Origin of the sequence: Kitasatospora aureofaciens (assembly GCF_001188955.3) — a bacterium.
GTDB lineage: Bacteria > Actinomycetota > Actinomycetes > Streptomycetales > Streptomycetaceae > Kitasatospora > Kitasatospora aureofaciens.
On sequence record NZ_JPRF03000012.1, the window covers coordinates 31,951 to 52,828 of the forward strand.

General features: G+C 72.3%; 17 protein-coding genes. 13 read left to right on the forward strand and 4 right to left on the reverse strand.

Annotated elements, in window-relative coordinates; all coding sequences use genetic code 11:
* The first annotated feature begins 14 nt into the window (after positions 1–14).
* A complete protein-coding gene (locus HS99_RS05155) occupies positions 15–563 on the forward strand; it encodes an adenine phosphoribosyltransferase (protein WP_030286360.1) in 549 nt (182 codons plus the stop codon).
* A gap of 170 nt (positions 564–733) precedes the next feature.
* Positions 734–3,175 (forward strand): RelA/SpoT family protein, encoded by a 2,442-nt coding sequence (locus tag HS99_RS05160; RefSeq protein ID WP_370863223.1) that lies wholly within the window; start codon positions 734–736, stop codon positions 3,173–3,175.
* A 69-nt stretch (positions 3,176–3,244) separates the two neighbouring features.
* Here HS99_RS05160 and HS99_RS05165 read toward each other — a convergent pair whose 3' ends face one another.
* Together HS99_RS05165 and HS99_RS05170 are read right to left on the reverse strand one after the other, a co-directional pair.
* The gene (locus tag HS99_RS05165) at positions 3,245–4,474 is read right to left on the reverse strand and encodes a DUF349 domain-containing protein (RefSeq protein ID WP_030286365.1); all 1,230 of its coding nucleotides are present in this window, start codon (positions 4,472–4,474) and stop codon (positions 3,245–3,247) included.
* Positions 4,475–4,738: 264 nt separating this feature from the next.
* Positions 4,739–5,557, reverse strand: coding sequence for a peptidylprolyl isomerase (locus HS99_RS05170; RefSeq protein ID WP_030553667.1), 819 nt, complete (start codon positions 5,555–5,557; stop codon positions 4,739–4,741).
* Positions 5,558–5,794: 237 nt separating this feature from the next.
* Between HS99_RS05170 and HS99_RS05175 the strand changes: the two genes are divergently transcribed.
* The 7 genes from HS99_RS05175 (at position 5,795) to rpsD (ending at position 13,775) form a co-directional block, all read left to right on the forward strand.
* Complete coding sequence (locus HS99_RS05175) at positions 5,795–6,502, forward strand: MBL fold metallo-hydrolase (RefSeq protein WP_030286369.1); 708 nt, start codon at positions 5,795–5,797, stop codon at positions 6,500–6,502.
* Positions 6,503–6,513: 11 nt separating this feature from the next.
* Positions 6,514–7,776 (forward strand): histidine--tRNA ligase, encoded by a 1,263-nt coding sequence (gene hisS, locus HS99_RS05180; protein WP_030286371.1) that lies wholly within the window; start codon positions 6,514–6,516, stop codon positions 7,774–7,776.
* Positions 7,773–9,563, forward strand: coding sequence for an aspartate--tRNA ligase (gene aspS, locus HS99_RS05185; protein WP_030286373.1), 1,791 nt, complete (start codon positions 7,773–7,775; stop codon positions 9,561–9,563). Before hisS ends, aspS begins: the two co-directional genes overlap by 4 nt.
* A 93-nt stretch (positions 9,564–9,656) precedes the next feature.
* Complete coding sequence (locus HS99_RS05190) at positions 9,657–10,175, forward strand: GNAT family N-acetyltransferase (protein WP_030286376.1); 519 nt, start codon at positions 9,657–9,659, stop codon at positions 10,173–10,175.
* Between the two features lie 100 nt (positions 10,176–10,275).
* Positions 10,276–11,094 (forward strand): polyphosphate kinase 2, encoded by an 819-nt coding sequence (gene ppk2 / locus HS99_RS05195; RefSeq protein WP_030553669.1) that lies wholly within the window; start codon positions 10,276–10,278, stop codon positions 11,092–11,094.
* 337 nt (positions 11,095–11,431) lie between these two features.
* Positions 11,432–12,850, forward strand: a complete 1,419-nt coding sequence (locus HS99_RS05200) for a replication-associated recombination protein A (protein WP_223886115.1) — start codon at positions 11,432–11,434, stop codon at positions 12,848–12,850.
* Between the two features lie 310 nt (positions 12,851–13,160).
* On the forward strand, positions 13,161–13,775 hold the full coding sequence (gene rpsD / locus HS99_RS05205; RefSeq protein WP_030056230.1) for a 30S ribosomal protein S4: 615 nt from the start codon (positions 13,161–13,163) through the stop codon (positions 13,773–13,775).
* A 91-nt stretch (positions 13,776–13,866) separates the two neighbouring features.
* Here the strand turns inward: rpsD and HS99_RS05210 are convergent, their stop codons facing one another.
* Together HS99_RS05210 and HS99_RS05215 are read right to left on the reverse strand one after the other, a co-directional pair.
* The gene (locus HS99_RS05210; protein WP_030553673.1) at positions 13,867–14,184 is read right to left on the reverse strand and encodes a tetratricopeptide repeat protein; all 318 of its coding nucleotides are present in this window, start codon (positions 14,182–14,184) and stop codon (positions 13,867–13,869) included.
* A 48-nt stretch (positions 14,185–14,232) separates the two neighbouring features.
* A complete protein-coding gene (locus HS99_RS05215; protein WP_046386678.1) occupies positions 14,233–16,467 on the reverse strand; it encodes an ATP-binding protein in 2,235 nt (744 codons plus the stop codon).
* Between the two features lie 218 nt (positions 16,468–16,685).
* Here HS99_RS05215 and HS99_RS05220 point away from each other — a divergent pair, with 218 nt between their 5' ends.
* The 4 genes from HS99_RS05220 to ruvX are packed head-to-tail and all read left to right on the forward strand — an operon-like array spanning position 16,686 to position 20,797.
* Positions 16,686–17,165, forward strand: coding sequence for a DUF948 domain-containing protein (locus tag HS99_RS05220; protein ID WP_033349866.1), 480 nt, complete (start codon positions 16,686–16,688; stop codon positions 17,163–17,165).
* A 4-nt stretch (positions 17,166–17,169) separates the two neighbouring features.
* On the forward strand, positions 17,170–17,649 hold the full coding sequence (locus HS99_RS05225) for a DUF6167 family protein (protein WP_141763668.1): 480 nt from the start codon (positions 17,170–17,172) through the stop codon (positions 17,647–17,649).
* Positions 17,649–20,318: an alanine--tRNA ligase gene (alaS, locus tag HS99_RS05230; RefSeq protein WP_030286388.1), complete on the forward strand. Its 2,670-nt coding sequence runs from the start codon at positions 17,649–17,651 to the stop codon at positions 20,316–20,318. Before HS99_RS05225 ends, alaS begins: the two co-directional genes overlap by 1 nt.
* Positions 20,318–20,797 carry a Holliday junction resolvase RuvX gene (ruvX, locus tag HS99_RS05235; protein ID WP_030286390.1) on the forward strand — a complete coding sequence of 160 codons (480 nt, stop codon included), beginning with the start codon at positions 20,318–20,320 and terminating at the stop codon, positions 20,795–20,797. Before alaS ends, ruvX begins: the two co-directional genes overlap by 1 nt.
* The last annotated feature ends 81 nt before the right edge of the window (positions 20,798–20,878 follow it).

Genomic DNA, 20,878 nt, shown 5'->3' on the forward strand with positions numbered 1-20,878 from the left:
AACCCACCACCGTGATCACCGCCGACACCGCACTGGCCGAGTTGCTGAACAGCCGGATCCGGGACGTCCCGGACTACCCGAAGCCGGGTGTGCTGTTCAAGGACATCGCGCCGCTGCTCGCCGACGCCGAGGCCTTCGGCGCCCTCACCCGGGCGCTCGCGGACCGGGCGAAGGAGCTCGGGGCGACCAAGGTGGTGGGCCTGGAGGCGCGCGGCTTCGTGCTGGCGGCCCCGGCCGCGGTCGCGGCCGGGCTCGGCTTCGTGCCGATCCGCAAGCAGGGCAAGCTGCCCGGCGAGGTGTTCCGGCGCTCGTACGAGCTGGAGTACGGCTCGGCGACGCTGGAGGTGCAGCGCGACGCCTTCGCGCCCGGCGAGCGGGTGCTGGTGGTGGACGACGTGCTGGCCACCGGCGGCACCATAGGTGCCTCGCTGGACCTGGTGAAGGAGGCCGGCGCCGAGCTGGTGGGCGTCGTGGTGCTGATGGAGCTGGGCTTCCTGGACGGCCGCGAGCGGCTGGCCGGGCACCTGGACGGCGCCCCGCTGGAGACGCTGGTCACGGTCTGAGGATCATGACGGAGGGACGGCGGTCGGATCATCCGACCGCCGTCCCTCCGTTTCCGGGCCCGGCCGGATGAACACCGGGCCGCCCGGCTCGGTACCATGAAGATTCATCCCCTCCCGGTTGTGCCCGGACGTCACGGGCCCGGCAGGGATCGGCCACGGTGCCCCGAGGAGTGTCCTTGCCCGACGAGGTTGTGCCCACGGCCGCAGCGGCCGCCGCCGAGAACCGCCCCACGCCCTCGGAGGCCACCCCGGCACGCCCCACACCGACCTCCTCGCGCCCCTCCGCCCCGCTCGGCCGCGGTTCCGGCAGCGGCGGCGGCATGCGCGCCCGGCTGGCCCGCCTGGGCGGCCAGCGTTCCAGCGTCCTGAACCCCGTCCTGGAGCCGCTGTTCCGCTCGATCCGGGCGAACGACCCCAAGGCCGACCCGGCGCTGCTGCGCGACATCGAGCGCGCCTACGCCGTCGCCGAGAAGTGGCACCGCGGACAGAAGCGCAAGAGCGGCGACCCGTACATCACCCACCCGCTGGCCGTCGCCACCATCCTCGCCGAACTCGGCATGGACGCGCCGACGCTGATGGCCGGGCTGCTGCACGACACCGTCGAGGACACCGACTACGGCCTGGAGACCCTGCGCAAGGACTTCGGCGACTCGGTGGCCCTGCTGGTCGACGGCGTCACCAAGCTGGACCGGGTCAAGTTCGGCGAGGCCGCGCAGGCCGAGACCGTCCGCAAGATGGTCGTGGCGATGGCCAAGGACCCGCGGGTCCTGGTGATCAAGCTGGCCGACCGCCTGCACAACATGCGCACCATGCGCTACCTCAAGCGGGAGAAGCAGGAGAAGAAGGCCCGCGAGACGCTGGAGATCTACGCCCCGCTGGCGCACCGGCTGGGCATGAACACCATCAAGTGGGAGCTGGAGGACCTCGCCTTCGCGATCCTCTACCCCAAGATGTACGACGAGATCGTCCGGCTGGTCGCCGAGCGCGCCCCCAAGCGGGACGAGTACCTGGCGACCGTCATCGACCAGGTCCAGGTGGACCTGCGCGGCGCCCGGATCACCGCCTCCGTCACCGGCCGGCCGAAGCACTACTACTCGGTCTACCAGAAGATGATCGTCCGGGGCCGGGACTTCGCCGAGATCTACGACCTGGTGGGCATCCGGGTCCTGGTCGACACCGTCCGCGACTGCTACGCGGCGCTGGGCACCATCCACGCGCGGTGGAACCCGGTGCCGGGGCGGTTCAAGGACTACATCGCGATGCCCAAGTTCAACATGTACCAGTCGCTGCACACCACGGTGATCGGCCCCGGCGGCAAGCCCGTCGAACTCCAGATCCGCACCTTCGACATGCACCGGCGGGCCGAGTACGGCATCGCCGCGCACTGGAAGTACAAGCAGCGCGCGGTCGCCGGGGCCTCCAAGGTCCGCACCGACACCCCGACCCAGGTCCGCAAGGACGACAAGGCCGGCGCCGTCAACGAGATGGCCTGGCTGCGGCAGCTGCTGGACTGGCAGAAGGAGACCGCCGACCCGGGTGAGTTCCTGGAGTCGCTGCGCTTCGACCTGGCCAGCAACGAGGTCTTCGTCTTCACCCCCAAGGGCGACGTGATAGCGCTGCCGGCCGGTGCCACCCCGGTCGACTTCGCCTTCGCGGTGCACACCGAGGTCGGCTACCGGACCATAGGGGCCCGGGTCAACGGGCGGCTGGTGCCGCTGGAGTCGACCCTGGAGAACGGCGACACCGTCGAGGTGTTCACCTCCAAGGCGGAGAACGCCGGCCCCTCCCGGGACTGGCTGGGCTTCGTCAAGTCCCCGCGCGCCCGCAACAAGATCCGCGCCTGGTTCTCCAAGGAGCGCCGCGAGGAGGCGATCGAGCACGGCAAGGAGGCGATCGTCCGGGCGATGCGCAAGCAGGGCCTGCCGATCCAGCGGATCCTGACCGGCGACTCGCTGGTCACCCTGGCCCACGAGATGCGCTACCCGGACATCTCCTCGCTCTACGCCGCCATCGGCGAGGGCCATGTCGCCGCGCAGAACATCGTCCAGAAGCTGGTCCAGGCGCTCGGCGGCGAGGAGGGTGCCACCGAGGACCTCGCCGAGACGGCCACCCCGACCCACGACAACCGCCGGGCGGTGCGCCGCCGGGCCAAGGGCGACCCGGGCGTGATCGTCAAGGGCGTCGAGGACGTCTGGGTCAAGCTGTCCCGCTGCTGCACCCCGGTGCCGGGCGACCCGATCGTCGGCTTCGTCACCCGCGGCAACGGCGTCTCGGTGCACCGCGCCGACTGCGTCAACGTCGAGTCGCTGAGCCAGCAGCCCGAGCGCATGATCGACGTCGAGTGGGCGGCCACCCAGTCCTCGGTGTTCCTGGTGGCGATCCAGGTCGAGGCGCTGGACCGCTCCCGGCTGCTCTCGGACGTCACCCGGGTGCTCTCCGACCAGCACGTCAACATCCTGTCGGCGGCGGTCCAGACCTCCCGGGACCGGGTGGCGATGAGCCGCTTCACCTTCGAGATGGGCGACCCCAAGCACCTGGGCCACGTGCTCAAGGCGGTGCGTGGCGTCGAGGGCGTCTACGACGTCTACCGGGTCACCTCGGCCCGCAAGTGACGGCATGAGGAAGGCCCCCGGGGGAGCGCCCCGGGGGCCTTCGGCGTTTCTACGGCCAAGCAGCCAAGATCAGCCGCTGAACTCCTCCTGGCTCCTGTGCGCCTGCTCCAGCAGGGTCTGCACGCCCGCCAGCTCGGACTCCAGCTTGGCCGCCTTGCCGGCGTTGCCCGCCGCGCGGGCCTTGTCCAGGTCGGCCCGCAGCTTGTCGGCCTTCGCCTCGAACAGGCCCACCATGCCGGCCGCGCGGGCCTTGGCCTCCGGGTTGGAGCGCTTCCACTCGGCGTCCTCGGCCTCGCGGATGGCCCGCTCGACCGCGTTCAGCCGGCCGTCCAGCTTCGGACGGACGTCGCGCGGCACGTGGCCGATGGCCTCCCAGCGCTCGTTGACCTCGCGCAGCGCGGCCTTGGCGGCCTTCAGGTCGGTGATCGGCAGGATCGCCTCGGCCTCGGCGGCCAGCGCCTCCTTGAGCTTCTGGTTCTCCACCTGCTCGGCGTCCCGCTCGCTGAACACAGCGGAACGGGCCTGGAAGAAGACGTCCTGCGCGCCGCGGAACCGTGCCCACAGCTCGTCCTCGACGTCCCGCTGCGCCCGGCCGGCGGCCTTCCAGCGCGCCATCAGGTCGCGGTAGGCGGCCGCGGTGGCGCCCCAGTCGGTGGACGAGGAGAGCGCCTCGGCCTCGGCGACCAGCGCCTCCTTGGTCTGCCGGGCCTGCTCGCGTTCGGCGTCCAGCGTCGCGAAGTGCGCCTTGCGGTGCTTGGAGAAGACCGAGCGGGCGTGCGAGAAGCGGTGCCACAGCTCGTCGTCGCTCTTGCGGTCCAGCCGCGGCAGGCCCTTCCAGGTGTCCACCAGGGCGCGCAGCCGGTCCCCGGCCTCCCGCCACTGGGTGGACCCGGCGAGCTGCTCGGCCTCGGAGACCAGGGCCTCCTTGGCGGCGCGGGTCTCGTCCTGGGCCTTGGCGCGGGCGGCCTTGCGCTCCTCCCGCCGGCTCTCGATCTCACCGGCGAGCGTGTCCAGCCGCTTGGCCAGCGCGTCCAGGTCGCCCACCGCGTGCCCCTCGGTCACCTGCGCGCGGAGGTGCTCCAGCGCGGTCTGGGCGTCCTTGGCGGCCAGGTCGGTGGTGCGCACCCGCTTCTCCAGCAGGCCGATCTCCACCTCGATGCCCTGGTACTTGCGCTCGAAGTAGGCGAGGGCCTCCTCGGGCGAGCCGGCCTGCCAGGAACCGACCACGCGTTCGCCGTCGGCCGTCCTGACGTACACCGTGCCCTGCTCGTCCACACGGCCCCACGGGTCGCTGCTCATAGCGCGTCCTCCACATGACGTCGCGCCCGCGCCGGGGCGGCGCGCGACCGTCGTCCACAGTTGATGTGCGGCGGACCGATGAGCCCGCCGTCCCCGTCCGCCGCGTCCTGCTGCCGAGGGTGACGGCCAGGCGGGTGCGGGCACCCTATACAACGCCAACATAGGCGACCAGGCCCGGTGCTGTCCGCATCCGGGCCGGGCGATTTCGGTCCGGGGCCCGGCGGGAGCGCTTCACGCGCCCGCCGCCGACGGCCCCGGGATCGGTCAACCCTTGGACACCGTAACCGAGTTGAAGGTGACGTCGGCCATCGGGTGGCCGTCCGAGCCGCCCTCGAGGGTGCCCGCGGCGGCGATCTTCTGGACCACGTCCAGGCCGCCGGTGATCTTGCCGAAGGGGGTGTAGTTCGGCGGCAGCTGGGTGTCCTTGTAGACCAGGAAGAACTGGCTGCCGTTGGTGCCCGGGCCGGAGTTGGCCATCGCCACGGTGCCCGCCGGGTAGGTCGCGCCGGTCAGGTTCTCGTCCGCGAACTTGTAGCCGGGGTTGCCCGTGCCGCCCGGCACGGTCGCGCTGGCGGTCGGGTCGCCGCACTGGAGCACGAAGATGCCGTCGGTGGTCAGGCGGTGGCACTTGGTGTGGTCGAAGTACTGCTCACCGGCCAGGAAGTTGAACGAGTTCACGGTGTGCGGGGCCTTGGCCGCGTCCAGCGCGACGGTGACCTTGCCGCAGTTGGTGTCCAGCGCCATGGTGTACGAGGCGTTCTGGTCGATCGACATGGCCGGCTCGGCCTTGAACTGCTTGCCGTTGGGCGAGCCCGGCGCGGGGGCGGCGCAGCCCTCGACCGGCTTGCGTGTCGGCGCGGCCTGGGGGGAGGCGGCGGCCGAGGCGCTCTTGTCCTTGTCGTCCGAACTGAACGCGCCGGTGGCGAACAGGGTGCCGCCGCCGGCCAGCACCACGACCGCGAGCGAGGCGCCCAGGATCGTGTTGCGGCGCCTGCGGGCGGCCGCCGCCTCGGCGCGGCGCTGCATCTGGCGCTCGTACTTCTCGCGGGCGAGCTGCCGCCGCCGCTGTTCGCTGCTGACCACCGGCCGTGTCTCCTGAGCATGTGCGGGAAAAGTGGATGGTTCCGGAGCGGATCATCGCATCCATCGGCGGCCAAGTGTAGGGACCGGGCCCTAAGAACACCGTGAACGCCTCCGGCGGCCGGACCGGTCACCGCGTATCTGGTTCGCAACCGGACCCGTACCGCCGGTAGGCTTCCCTTACGTCATCACTACTGGTAGCCACCGCAGCCCCCCGCCGCACAGACCCGAAGGACGCGCGTGTTCATCGCCGGATTCCCCGCTGGAGCCTGGGGCACCAACTGCTACCTGGTCGCGCCGGCGGCGGGCGAGGAGTGCGTCATCGTCGATCCCGGTCACCAGGCCGCCCGCGGCGTCGAGGAGCTCGTCCGTGAGCACCGGCTCAAGCCCGTCGCCGTGCTGCTCACCCACGGCCACATCGACCACGTCGCCTCGGTCGTCCCGGTCTGCGGAGCCCGCGGTGTCCCGGCCTGGATCCACCCCGAGGACCGGTACATGATGTCCGACCCGGAGAGGTCGCTCGGCCGCTCCCTGGGCACCCAGCTGATGGGCGAGATCACCGTCGGCGAGCCCGACGACGTGCGCGAGCTCACCGACGGCAGCGTGCTGGAGCTGGCCGGCCTGCAGCTCACCGTGGACCACGCCCCGGGCCATACCGGGGGGTCGGTGACCTTCCGGACGCCCGGTGCCGAGGACCTCCCCCCGGTGCTGTTCTCGGGCGACCTGCTGTTCGCCGGCTCCATCGGGCGTACCGACCTCCCGGGCGGGGACGGCGAAGCGATCATGCGCTCGCTGGCCCGGGTGTGCCTGCCCCTCGACGACTCCACCGTGGTCCTCTCCGGCCACGGCGGTCAGACCACCATCGGCCGCGAGCGCGCCACCAACCCCTACCTCCGACAGGCAGCGGGGGCGGCCGGCGCCCCGGCTTTCCCGCGACGAGGAATGTGACGGAAGAGAAGTTGAGCACCTTCACCGCCCCCAAGGGCACCTACGACCTGCTGCCCCCCAGCTCCGCGACCTTCCTGGCGATCCGCGAGCGCATCGCCGCGCCCGCCCGCCGGGCCGGTTACGGCTACGTCGAGACCCCGGTCTTCGAGGACGTGAAGCTGTTCTCGCGCGGCGTCGGCGAGTCCACCGACATCGTCTCCAAGGAGATGTACACCCTCACCACCAAGGGCGGCGACGAGCTCGCGCTGCGCCCGGAGGGCACCGCCTCGGTGCTGCGCGCCGCGCTCCAGGCCAACCTGCACAAGCAGGGCAACCTGCCGGTCAAGCTCTGGTACTCGGGCTCGTACTACCGCTACGAGCGCGCCCAGAAGGGCCGCTACCGCCAGTTCTCCCAGGTCGGTGCCGAGGCGATCGGCGCCGAGGACCCGGCGCTGGACGCCGAGCTGATCATCCTGGCCGACGACGCCTTCCGCTCGCTGGGCCTGAGCAACTACTCGCTGCTGCTCAACAGCCTCGGCGACAAGCAGTGCCGCCCGGTCTACCGCGCCGCCCTGATCGAGTTCCTCGCCGGTCTGGACCTGGACGAGGACACCCGCCGCCGCGCCGAGATCAACCCGCTGCGCGTGCTGGACGACAAGCGCGAGTCGGTGCAGGAGCAGCTGGTCGGCGCCCCGATGCTGCGCGACTTCCTGTGCGAGGAGTGCAAGGCGTACGACGAGAAGGTGCGCGAGCTGCTCACCGCCAACGGCGTGGCCTTCGTCGACGACCCGAAGCTGGTCCGCGGCCTGGACTACTACACCCGCACCACCTTCGAGTTCGTCCACAACGGCCTCGGCGCCCAGTCCGCGATCGGCGGCGGCGGCCGCTACGACGGCCTGTCCGAGATGATCGGCGGCCCGGCGCTGCCGTCCGTCGGCTGGGCGCTCGGCGTGGACCGCACGTACCTGGCGCTGGAGGCCGAGGGCGTCGACCTCGACCTGCCGGCCGCCACCGCCGTCTACGCCGTCGCGCTCGGCGAGGAGGCCAAGAACGTCCTGTTCGCCAAGGTGGTCGAGCTGCGCCGGGCCGGCGTGGCCACCGACCTCGCCTTCGGCGTCAAGAGCATCAAGAACGCCATGAAGTCCGCCGACCGGTCCGGCGCCCGCTTCGCCCTGATCGCCGGTGACCGGGACCTCGCCGAGGGCGTCGTCCAGCTCAAGGACATGAGCACCGGCGAGCAGACCCCCGTCGCCCTCGACGCACTCGTCACCACCCTGAAGGAGAAGCAGCTGTGATCCGCACGCACGACGCGGGCACGCTCCGCCCGGAGCACGCAGGCACCACCGTCACCCTGGCCGGCTGGGTCGCCCGCCGCCGCGACCACGGCGGCGTCGCCTTCATCGACCTGCGCGACGCCTCCGGCACCGTGCAGATCGTGGTCCGCGACCTCGACTCGGTGCACGGCCTGCGCGCCGAGTACTGCGTCAAGGTCGTCGGTGACGTCCGGGTGCGCCCCGAGGGCAACGAGAACCCGGACATCCCGACCGGCGCCGTCGAGGTCGTCGTCAGCGACATCGAGGTGCTCTCCGAGGCCGCCCCGCTGCCGTTCCCGGTCGCCGAGTACGAGCCCGGCACGGTCAACGAGGAGGTCCGGCTGCGCTACCGCTACCTGGACCTGCGCCGCGAGGGCCCGGCCAAGGGTCTGCGGCTGCGCTCGAAGGTCAACAACATCATCCGCCGGGTGATGGAGGAGAACGACTTCCTCGACATCGAGACGCCGTACCTCACCCGCTCCACCCCCGAGGGCGCCCGCGACTTCCTCGTCCCGGTCCGCCTGCAGCCCGGCCACTGGTACGCGCTGCCGCAGTCGCCCCAGCTGTTCAAGCAGCTGCTGATGGTGGCCGGCATGGAGCGCTACTACCAGATCGCCCGCTGCTTCCGCGACGAGGACTTCCGCGCCGACCGGCAGCCGGAGTTCACCCAGCTGGACATCGAGGCCTCCTTCGTCGACCAGGAGGACATCCTGGCCCTCGGCGAGAAGATCGTCGGCGCCATCTGGCGCGAGGTCCACGGCTACGAGATCCCCAACCCGCTGCCGCGGATGACCTACGCGGACGCCATGGGCCGCTACGGCTCCGACAAGCCGGACGTCCGCTTCGGCCAGGAACTCACCGACCTCACCGAGTACTTCAAGGGCACCGAGTTCCGGGTCTTCCAGGCCCCGTACGTCGGCGCCGTGGTCATGCCGGGCGGCGCCTCGCAGCCGCGCAAGCAGCTGGACGCCTGGCAGGACTGGGCCAAGGCGCGCGGCGCCAAGGGCCTGGCCTACGTGCTGATCGACGCCGAGACCGGCGAGCTGCGCGGCCCGGTCGCCAAGAACCTCTCCGAGGAGCACCTGGCCGGCCTCGCCGCCGCGGCCGGCGCCAAGAACGGCGACGCGGTCTTCTTCGCGGCCGGCAAGGAGCGCGCCTCGCAGGAGCTGCTGGGCGCCGCGCGTCTGGAGATCGGCCGCCGCTGCGGGCTGATCGACGAGTCCAAGTGGGCCTTCCTCTGGGTCGTCGACTTCCCGATGTTCGAGCCGATCGAGGACGACAAGGGCCAGTTCCAGGGCTGGCACGCGGTGCACCACCCGTTCACCGCCCCGACCGCGGAGTCGCTGGACAGCTTCGACACCGACCCGGGCTCGGCCCTGTCCAACGCCTACGACCTGGTCCTCAACGGCTCGGAGCTGGGCGGCGGTTCGATCCGTATCCACCAGCGGGACGTGCAGAAGCGGGCGTTCGACGCGATCGGCCTCTCCGAGGAGGAGGCGGCCTCCCAGTTCGGCTTCCTGCTGGACGCCTTCAACTACGGCCCGCCGCCGCACGGCGGGGTCGCCTTCGGCCTCGACCGGATCGTCACGCTGCTCGGCGGGTACGACACCATCCGCGACGTCATCGCCTTCCCGAAGACGTCCACCGGTGGCGACCCGCTGACCGGCGCCCCGACCCCGATCACTCCGGCGCAGCGCCGCGAGGCCGGCGTGGACGCCCAGCCGAAGGTCCGTGAGGACGCCAAGTCCGAGGCGCAGCCCAAGAGCTGATGACGCGTCATCCGCGCTAACCTGCAACGGCCCCGGACGGTCCACCGTCCGGGGCCGGTCCACAACGTCGTGTGACACAGGGAGGGTTGACTCATGCAGATCACCACGAGAGTCGAGTGTCCGGAGGACGCCCCGGCGACCAGACGCGTCCACATGGCCGCGTTCCCCGGGCCGGACGAGGCGGACCTGGTGGACGCGCTGCGGCGCGACCCCTCCTGGCTGCCCGGACTGTCGCTGGTCGCCGTGGACGACGCGGGGCTGGTGGTGGGGCACGCCCTGCTGACCCGGCTGCAGGTCGGCGACGGCGGCGGGACCGGTGACGCGCTGGCGCTCGCGCCGGTCGCGGTCGCGCCCGAGTGGCAGCGCCAGGGCGTCGGCGAACTCGTCGTCCGGGCCGCGCTGTCGGCCGCCGAGGAGGCGGGGGAGAAGCTGGTCGTGGTGCTCGGCGACCCGGGGTACTACGGGCGGTTCGGCTTCATCCCGGCCGGGCGGCACGAGGTCACCGGCCCCTTCGAGGTGCCGGACGCGTACTTCCAGGTGCTGCCGTTGGCGGCCTACGACGGCGGCCCGCGCGGGCTGTGCCGTTACCCGGAGCCCTTCGTCGCCGTGTAGCCCGTCCGTTCGCTCCGCGCCCTCCGTACGGACCTGCGGGGTCACCGTCCTGCGCCTACGGTGAAGGGTCATCGGCAGGAGTCGAACGGAGGACCCGAGGGTGGCCAAGGAGCGGCGGACCGAGCAGCCGGCACGACTGGCGAGCAAGCCCTACGAGCGGGAGCTGCTGCGGCTGCAGCAGGAGCTGGTGAAGCTCCAGGAGTGGGTGCGGGTCGAGGGTGCCCGTCTGGTGGTGGTCTTCGAGGGGCGGGACGCGGCCGGCAAGGGCGGAGCGATCAAGCGGGTGACGGAGTACCTGAACCCGCGCATCGCCCGGGTCGCGGCGCTTCCCACCCCGACCGAGCGGCAGAAGACCCAGTGGTACTTCCAGCGGTACGTCGAACACCTGCCGGCGGCCGGGGAGATCGTGCTGTTCGACCGCAGCTGGTACAACCGGGCCGGGGTCGAGCGGGTGATGGGCTTCTGCACCGCCGACGAGTACTGGCAGTTCCTGCACCAGTGCCCGACCTTCGAGCAGATGCTGATCGAGGCGGGCATCCTGCTGCGCAAGTACTGGTTCTCGGTGAGCGACACCGAGCAGGAGCGGCGGTTCCGGGACCGGCTGGAGGACCCGATGAAGCGCTGGAAGCTCTCCCCGATGGACGTGGAGTCGATCACCCACTGGGAGGACTACTCACGGGCCAAGGACGAGATGTTCGTCCACACCGACGTCCCGCAGTCGCCCTGGCACGTGGTGGAGAGCGACGACAAGCGGCGGGCCCGGATCAACATGATCGCCCACCTGCTCTCCTCCGTGCCGTACCGCGAGGTCGCCCCGCCCCGGATCGAACTGCCGCCCCGGCCCTCCTCGCGCGGCTACCAGCGGCCCCCGCGCGATCTGCAGAAGTACGTTCCGGACCACGCTGCCGGACTGGAGTAGACGGGGCCCCGCCGGGCGCTGCTCCTGACCCGGCCAGGACGGGCGAGGCCACCGAGGTCTTCCGGGACCGGGTGCTTCCGGTGCTGGAGAAGAGCTCGGGGTTCGTGACGGCCGCGATGCCGGCCGACCGCACGACCGGCCGGCCGCGGGCGCGATCTTCGCCGGCCAGGAGGGCCTCGAGGCCTCGCGGGGCCCGACGGCCGACTCCCGGGCGCAGGCGCCGGCCGCGCTTGGTGGCACCCTGCGGTCGCCGGAGGGGTTCGAGGTGGTGCTGCTGGACCGGCCCCGCACCATCGGACCAGGCCGACGTGTCAGTCGCCTCAACTAGGCTTCCGGTGTGGACGAACCGGACCTCTTCACCGCCGCTGCCGAGGAACGCCAGACCAGGGAGCCCGGCCGGGCGCCGCTGGCCGTACGGATGCGCCCGCGCACCCTGGACGAGGTGGCCGGGCAGCGGCAGCTGCTGAAGCCCGGCTCGCCGCTGCGGCGCCTGGTGGCGAACTCGCGCGGCCCGGCGGCCACCAGCTCGGTGATCCTCTGGGGGCCGCCCGGCACCGGCAAGACCACCCTCGCGCACGTGATCAGCCAGGCCGTGGAGGGCCGCTTCGTCGAGCTGTCCGCGATCACCGCCGGGGTCAAGGAGGTCCGGGCGGTGATCGACGGCGCCCGGCGGGCGGTTGGCATGTCCGGCCGGGAGACGGTGCTCTTCCTGGACGAGATCCACCGCTTCTCCAAGGCCCAGCAGGACTCGCTGCTGCCGGCCGTGGAGAACCGCTGGGTCACCCTGATCGCGGCGACCACCGAGAACCCGTACTTCTCGGTGATCTCCCCGCTGCTGTCCCGCTCGCTGCTGCTCACCCTGGAGTCGCTGACCGACGACGACATCCGGGCGCTGCTGCGCCGCGCGGTGGCCGACGAGCGCGGTCTGGAGGGCGCGCTGGAGCTGACCGCGGAGGCCGAGGACCACCTGGTGCGCCTCGCCGGCGGGGACGCCCGGCGCGCGCTCACCACACTGGAGGCGGCGGCCGGGGCGGCGCTGGAGAAGGGCGAGGCGAGCATCACGCTGGCCACCACCGAGACGGCCGTCAACCAGGCGGCGGTGCGCTACGACAAGGACGGCGACCAGCACTACGACGTGGCCAGCGCGCTGATCAAGTCGATCCGCGGCAGCGACGTGGACGCCACCCTGCACTACCTGGCCCGGATGATCGAGGCGGGGGAGGACCCGCGGTTCATCGCCCGGCGGCTGATGATCTCGGCCAGCGAGGACGTCGGCCTGGCCGACCCGACGGCGCTGCAGACGGCGGTGGCGGCGGCCCAGGCGGTGGCGCTGATCGGCTTCCCGGAGGCCCGGATCATCCTCTCCCAGGCCGCGATCGCGCTGGCCCTGGCACCCAAGTCCAACTCGGCCTACCTGGCGATCGACGCGGCGCTGGCGGACGTCCGGCAGGGGTTGGCCGGTGCCGTCCCGCCGCACCTGCGGGACGCCCACTACGGCGGGGCGGGCAAGCTCGGCCACGGCAAGGGCTACCAGTACCCGCACGACCTGCCGGAGGGCATCGCGGCCCAGCAGTACGCGCCGGACTCGGTGCACGGGCGGGAGTACTACCGGCCGAACCGGCGCGGCGGCGAGGTCCGGTACGCGGACACCGTGGAGTGGACGCGTGGGCGGCTGCGGGGGGAGCGCAGGGTGGACAAGAAGACCGAGAAGCCCGCCGAGAAGGCCGAGCAGCAGCCGGGGGAGAACGGCGAGTAGCAGCGGGTATACTGGGTCGGAGTGCCATGTCCCGGGACGGCGGCGGGGGAGACCCCACCGACCGGCCGCACCAGCGGGACACCGGCCGTAGGCCTCCCCAGGGAGGCCCGCACCAGGAGCGTCGCGCACCGTTTCGGTGTCGCGGACGGCCCGGCTTCCGGGTCCTTCGTGTGACCAGCACTTCTCGTGCCCGGCTCCGGAGAGCGGCTGATCCCTTCGCGCAGGCGGCGGGGTTTTCTCCGGGCCGCGACATGCGACCTCCGTCAACACCTGGTGAAAGCCGTATTCGTAAGCAAGGAAGGTTTGGTTCATGGCGAACCAGAAGCGTCCCAAGGTCAAGATCGCGCGTGCGCTCGGCGTGCCGCTGACCCCGAAGTCCGTCAAGTACTTCGAGGCCCGCCCGTACCCGCCCGGCCAGCACGGCCGTGGCCGCAAGCAGAACTCGGACTACAAGGTCCGTCTGCTCGAGAAGCAGCGTCTGCGCGCCCAGTACGACCTGAGCGAGAAGCAGATGGCGCGCGCGTTCGACCGCGCGAAGAAGGCCGAGGGCAAGACCGGTGAGGCGCTCGTCGCCGACCTGGAGACCCGTCTGGACTCCCTGGTCCTGCGTTCGGGCATCGCCCGCACCATCTACCAGGCCCGCCAGATGGTCGTCCACGGCCACATCGAGGTCAACGGTGGCAAGGTCAACAAGCCGTCGTTCCAGATGAAGCCGGGCTACGTGGTCACCGTCCGCGAGCGCTCCAAGGAGAAGGTCCCCTTCCAGGTCGCCCGTGAGGGTGGCTACGCGGGTGAGGGCCAGACCCCGAAGTACCTCGAGGTCAACCTGAAGGCCCTGGCCTTCCGCCTGGACCGTGCGCCGCAGCGCAAGGAGGTCCCGGTGATCTGTGACGAGCAGCTGGTCGTCGAGTACTACTCGCGCTGACCCGCGCTCGGTTCCGCCGACCGCGAAACCGCAGCGAACCCCCGTCGCCCTTCGAGGCGGCGGGGGTTCGCTGCTTGTGCCGTGCCGGCGGTCAGACGGTCTCGCCGGTCATCGCGGCGGCCAGCCGCAGGTGCGGGCGGGCCTCCGCGGCGCGGCCCTGGCGCTCCAGGGTGCGGCCGAGCATCAGCCGGGCGTAGTCCTCGGCCGGGTCGAGGTCGAGGATCCGGCGCAGCTCCGCCTCGGCGCGCCCGAGCTGGGCGGAGTGGAAGTAGCTGCGGGCCAGCAGCAGCCGGACCGAGAGGTTGGCCGGCTCCTCGGCCAGCACGCCTTCCAGCATGCGGGCGGCGTCGGTGTACGCCTTGGAGTCGAAGTAGAAGTTCGCGAGGCGGTACTCGTCGTGGACGGCCATGGTGCTCCTTCCGGGCAGATCCTTGCCTCCTCAAGCAATCCGCAAGCTTCAGCTATTCCGCGCCGGGGCCGGCGCCGGTGCGGGCGGTGCCGAGCACGGGCCGGGGCCGGCCTCCGGGCCGTCCCACGGGCCCCCGCCGCCGAGCGCCCGGCAGACGGCGGCGTCCAGGTCCAGCCGCCCGCCCGCCCGGTAGCACTCCTCGTACTCCTGCTCGCTGAGCCCGGCCCGGGCCCGCTCGGCGCACTCCTCGTGGGTGCCGAAGAAGGAGCGCGAGCCCAGGAAGGGGTTGCCGACCGCGCGCCAGATCCGGTGCGCCGCGCCCTGGAGCACCCGGGCCTCGCACAGGTCGGCCGGCTCGCCCGGGCCGGCCGGTTCGGTCTCCAGCAGCGCCAGCAGGTCGATCCCCAGCACGATGCCGAGCAGGTCGTGGAAGTGGTGGTTCAGCCGGACGCACTCGCGGGCCAGGGCGCGGGCCGGCCGGACCGCCCCGTTCAGGTAGTGCGAGTACGCCGTCGCGTACAGCACGTAGGCGTACGCCCACTGCTCGCCGTGCTCCTCGCAGACCTCGCGGGCCTGCCCGAACCAGAGCTCGCCGCTGTCCGGTTCGCCCTGGAACAGGTAGGCGAGGCCCAGCTCGATCATGGCCATCACCACGTTGCTGTTGAGCTCGCCGATGGTCCGGTAGTGCCAGAGCGCCTCCTCGAACAGCTCGGCGGCGCGCTGCGGGTCGTCGCCGATCAGCGCGGCGCAGCCCTGGCGGTGCACGGCGTAGGCGAGGGCCCGGTCGTCGCCGGTGTCCAGGGCCTGGCGGCGGCACTCCTCCAGGGCGGGCCGGGCGGTGCCGAGGTCGCCCTGGAGGGTGGCCATGTAGCCGGTCACCCACAGGGCCTTGGCCCGGGCCTCGGTGGGTTCGCGGTCCAGGGCGAGCGCGCGGTCCAGCCAGTGCCGGCCCTCGCCGAGGTGGCCGCAGCCGACCCAGTAGAACCAGAGGGTGCCGGCCAGCAGCAGGGCGATCTGCTCCTCGCCGGGCTCGGCGAGGCAGAACTCCAGCGCGGCGCGGAGGTTGGTGTGGGCGAGCCGGGTGCGCCGGGCGGTCTCGGGTTGCCGGGGGCCGAACCACTCGACCTCGCCCCAGGTGGCGACGCCCAGGTACCAGTCGCGGTGGCGGCGCAGCAGCCGCTGCTCCTCGCCGGTGGCGCGCAGCCAGTGGGCGCCGTACTCGCGGAGGGTGTCCAGCAGCCGGAAGCCGATGCCGACGTCGCTCTCCTCGCGCAGCACCACGGACTTGGCGACGAGTTCGTCGAGCAGGTCGAGGACTTCCTCGGCCTCGATGCCCTCGCCGGCGCAGACGTACTCGGCGGCCTCCAGGTCGAAACCGCCGGCGAAGACCGACAGGCGAGCCCAGAGTAAACGTTCCTGCACTGTGCACAGCTCGTGGCTCCAGCCGATCGTGGTGCGTAGCGTCTGGTGCCTCGGCAGGGCCGTCCGGGAGCCGCCGGTGAGCAGCCGGAAGCGGTCGTCCAGCCGGGCCGTGATCTGCTCCACCGACAGCGCCCGCAGCCGTCCGGCGGCCAGCTCGACGGCCAGCGGGATGCCGTCCAGCCGGCGGCAGAGCAGGCCGACCGCCTCCGCGTTCGCCTCGGTCACCTCGAAGGACGGCACCACCGCCCTGGCCCGGTCGGCGAACAGCCGCACCGCGTCCGGCAGTGGGCCCGGGCCCACCCGCTGGGCCGGCAGCGGGCCGACCGGCAGCGGACCGACCGGCAGCGGGGCGAGCGTCAGCAGGTGCTCGCCCGAGGCCCGCAGGGCGGCGCGGCTGGTGGCCAGCACCCGCAGGCCGGGCAGCGCGCGCAGCAGCGCGTCGGACAGCTCGGCGCAGGCCTCCACCAGGTGCTCGCAGCCGTCCAGCACCAGCAGCAGGCGGCGCCCCGCCAGGTGCTCGCCCAGCACGTCCAGCGGCGGGCGGGCGGTGCCGTCGGTCAGCCGCAGCGCCTCCAGGACGGCATGGCCGAGCAGCAGCGGGTCCTGCACCGGGGCCACGTCCACCAGCCAGGTGCCGTCCGGGAAGGCCCCGGCCGCCCGGGCCGCCGCCCGCAGCGCGAGCCGGCTCTTGCCGACCCCACCGGGCCCGGTCACCGTCACCAGCCGGGCGCGGGCGAGCAGGCCCGCCAGCTCGGCCAGTTCCCGCTGCCGCCCGACGAAGCCGGTCACCTCGGCCGGCAGCCGGCCGGGCTCCGGCTCGCGCGGCCACGCCGCGGGCTGTGCTGTCCAGTCGCCGGCCAAGCCCTGCTCCCCGTTGTTCCGTGCCCGGACCGCGGCGGGCCCGGACGTGCGTCGGGCCGTACGGCCGACGGCCCGCCTGGCAGAACGAGGTGACCGGCCGGTAGGTTACGCGCGCGGTTCGCACACCCGGACGAGGCCACGGCCGTGACCCGGTCCGGAATGCGGGTGTCGGCGCGATAGGGTTCCCCTGAAGAGCAACAAGGCGAGGAGCGCGCAGAGTGACCGTGGGAGAGCTGGCCGGCTTGCTCGTCGCCGTGTTCTGGGCGGTCCTGGTCACCCTGCTCGCGGTGGTGCTGGTCCGGCTCTCCCGGGTGCTGAAGGAGGCCACCGTCCTGGTCTCCGCCGTCACCGAACAGGCCGTGCCCCTGCTGACCGAGGCGGGCGCCGCCGTGCGCAGCGCCAACGAGCAGCTGGACCGGGTGGACGAGATCACCGCCAACGTGCAGGACGCCGCCGCCAACGCCAAGGCGCTGTCCTCCACCGCCGCCGCCACGCTGGGCGGACCGCTGATGAAGGTCGCCGCCTTCAGCTACGGCGTCCGCAAGGCCGTCGCCAAGCAGCAGGGCGCCCTGCCGAACGTGCCGCTCCAGGCCGGGGAGCGCGACGAGCTGGCGCGGCTGATCCGGGCCGAGGTGCGCGCCGCGACCGCGCCCAGGGGCGGGCTGCTCTCCCGGGTCCGGCGCGCGGTGAGGGGCTGACGGCATGGCAAGGATCTTCTGGATGGCCGTCGGCGCCGGCGCCGCCGTGTGGGCCATGAACAAGGCCAACGACGCGGTCCAGCGGCTCACCCCGGACAGCCTCTCCGGCACCGCCGCCCGCGGCGCGTTGCACCTGGGCGACCTCGCCAAGCAGTTCGCCCAGGACGTGCGTTCCGGCATGGCCGAGCGCGAGGAGCAGCTGAAGGAAGACCTCGGACTGCACGGCACCGCCGTGGTCGAGCCCCGGAGCACCCGCCGGCCCCGCCCGTCGCCCGCCACCACCCTTCCTGGGAAACGCTCCGCGTTGCCCCTCTCACGCGAGCCGCAGTACCGAGCTATCTCGGCGGCGCCCGGTCACCCGGCCGCCGCCCTGCCCCCCGCCCGCGCCCTGCCCGACGGCGGGCGCCGCACCACCCCACAGACCATGGAAGAAACGCCCCGCCGAGCCCTGCCGCGGGGCGGAACGAACCGGAAGGACCACTAATGGAGTCGGCTGAGATCCGCCGCCGCTGGCTGCGCTTCTTCGAGGAGCGCGGCCACACCGTCGTTCCGTCGGCGTCCCTGGTCGCCGACGACCCCACCCTGCTGCTCGTCAACGCCGGCATGGTGCCGTTCAAGCCCTACTTCCTGGGCGAGGTCAAGCCGCAGTTCTCGCGCGCCACCAGCGTCCAGAAGTGCGTGCGCACCCTGGACATCGAGGAGGTCGGGAAGACCACCCGGCACGGCTCCTTCTTCCAGATGTGCGGCAACTTCTCCTTCGGTGACTACTTCAAGGAAGGAGCCATCAAGTTCGCCTGGGAGCTGCTCACCACTCCCGTCGCGGAGGGTGGCTACGGCCTGGAGAAGGAGAAGCTCTGGATCACCGTCTACAAGGACGACGACGAGGCCGAGCAGATCTGGCGCGACGTCATCGGCGTGCCCTCCGAGCGCATCCAGCGCCTGGGCATGAAGGACAACTTCTGGTCGATGGGCGTGCCCGGCCCGTGCGGCCCGTGCTCGGAGATCAACTACGACCGCGGCCCCGCGTACGGCGAGGAGGGCGGCCCGGCGGTCAACGGCGAGCGCTACCTGGAGATCTGGAACCTGGTCTTCATGCAGTACGAGCGCGGCCACGGCGACGGCAAGGACGGCTTCGAGATCCTCGGCGACCTGCCGAGCAAGAACATCGACACCGGCCTCGGCCTGGAGCGCCTCGCCGCCATCCTCCAGGGCGTCGACAACCTCTTCGAGATCGACACCAGCCGGATGATCCTCGACCGCGCCGCCGAGCTCACCGGCCACACCTACGGCGCCGACCACAAGTCGGACGTCTCGCTGCGCGTGGTCACCGACCACATCCGCACCGCGCTGATGCTGGTCGGCGACGGCGTCACCCCCGGCAACGAGGGCCGCGGCTACGTGCTGCGCCGCATCCTGCGCCGCGCCATCCGCAACATGCGGCTGCTGGGCGCCACCGAGCCGGTGGCCAAGGAGCTCATCGACGTCGCCGTCAAGGCGATGGCCCCGCAGTACCCCGAGCTGGAGATCGACCGCAAGCGCATCGAGACGGTCGTCATCGGCGAGGAGGCGGCCTTCCTGCAGACCCTGAAGGCCGGCACCAACCTGCTGGACGTCGCGGTCACCGAGACCAAGCAGGCCGGCGGCGCGGTGCTCTCCGGCGAGCAGGCGTTCAAGCTGCACGACACCTACGGCTTCCCGATCGACCTCACCCTGGAGATGGCCGAGGAGCAGGGCCTCCAGGTGGACGAGGCCGGCTTCCGCCGCCTGATGCAGGAGCAGCGGGACCGAGCCAAGGCGGACGCCAAGGCGAAGAAGATGGGCCACGCCGACGTCGCCGCGTACCGCGAGGTCGCCGACAAGTCCGGCGCCAGCGTCTTCACCGGCTACTCCCTCACCGAGGGCGAGGCGACCGTGGTCGGCCTGCTGGTGGACGGCGTTCCGTCGCCGGCCGCCTCCGAGGGCGACGAGGTCGAGCTCATCCTCGACCGCACCCCGTTCTACGCCGAGGGCGGCGGCCAGCTCGCCGACCACGGCCGGATCCGGCTGGAGTCCGGCGCGGTGGTGGAGATCCGCGACGTGCAGCAGCCCGTCCCGGGCGTCATCGTGCACTCCGGCGGCGTGCTGTTCGGCGAGGTCGTGCTCGGCGCCTCGGCGTACGCCACGATCGACACCGAGCGCCGCCGGGCGATCGCCCGCGCCCACTCGGCGACCCACCTGACCCACCAGGCGCTGCGCGACGCGCTCGGCCCGACGGCCGCCCAGGCCGGCTCCGAGAACGCCCCGGGCCGCTTCCGCTTCGACTTCGGCTCGCCCGCCGCCGTTCCGGGCAGCGTGCTGGTGGACGTCGAGCAGAAGATCAACGACGTGCTGGGCCGCGAACTCGACGTCACCGCCGAGGTCATGACGATGGACCAGGCCCGCAAGGCCGGCGCCATCGCGATGTTCGGCGAGAAGTACGGCGACGAGGTGCGGGTCGTCACCATCGGCGACTTCTCCAAGGAGCTGTGCGGCGGCACCCACGTCGGCAACACCGCTCAGCTGGGCCTGGTGAAGCTGCTCGGGGAGTCCTCGATCGGCTCCGGCGTGCGCCGGGTGGAGGCGCTGGTCGGCGTCGACGCGTACAGGTTCCTGGCCCGTGAGCACACCGTGGTCTCCCAGCTCACCGAGCTGGTCAAGGGCCGCCCGGAGGAGCTGCCGGAGAAGATCTCGGGCATGCTCACCAAGCTCAAGGACGCCGAGAAGGAGATCGAGCGCTTCCGCGCCGAGAAGGTGCTGGCCGCCGCGGCGGGCCTGGCCGACTCGGCCGAGGACGTGCACGGCATCGCCGTGGTCGCCGCGCAGGTCGCCGACGGCGTGGGCGCGGACGAGCTGCGCAAGCTGGTCCTGGACGTGCGCGGCCGCCTGGGCTCGCGCCCGGCCGTGGTCGCCGCGTTCACCGTCGCGAACGACCGCCCGCTGACCGTGATCGCCACCAACGAGGACGCCCGCGGCCGCGGCATCAAGGCCGGCGAGCTGGTCCGCACCGCGGCCAAGACCCTCGGCGGCGGCGGTGGCGGCAAGGATGACGTCGCCCAGGGCGGTGGCTCCAACCCGGCCGCGGTCGGCGAGGCCATCGCCGCGGTGCGCGGCCTGGTCGCGGAGCGCGCCAGCTGATGGAGTTCGAGGAGAGGCCCTTCAGACGTGGACGGCGGATCGCCGTCGACGTCGGGGACGCCCGGATCGGGGTCGCGTCCTGCGACCCCGACGGGGTGCTCGCCACGCCGGTGGAGACCGTCCCGGCCGGGGTGAAGTCGCAGGCCAGGATCGCCGCGATCGTCGAGGAGTACGACGCGATCGAGGTGATCGTCGGGCTGCCGCGCTCGCTCAGCGGCAAGGAGGGCCCGGCGGCGGAGAAGGTCCGGGCGTACGCGGCACGGCTGGCCAACCGGCTCTACCCGGTGCCGGTGCGGCTGGTGGACGAGCGGATGTCGACCGTCACCGCGACCCACGGGCTGCGCGCCTCGGGGGTCAAGGCGAAGAAGGGCCGCTCGGTGGTCGACCAGGCCGCCGCGGTGGTGATCCTGCAGACCGCCCTTGAGTCCGAACGGGTGAGCGGACGCCCGCCCGGTGAGAGCGTCGAGGCGGTCGGCTGACCGGCCTGCTCTAACGTCCCGAAGAGGGGTCCGTGCGGACGCGTCCGCACGGACCCCTTTTTCGTTCGGTTCCGTGTCCGT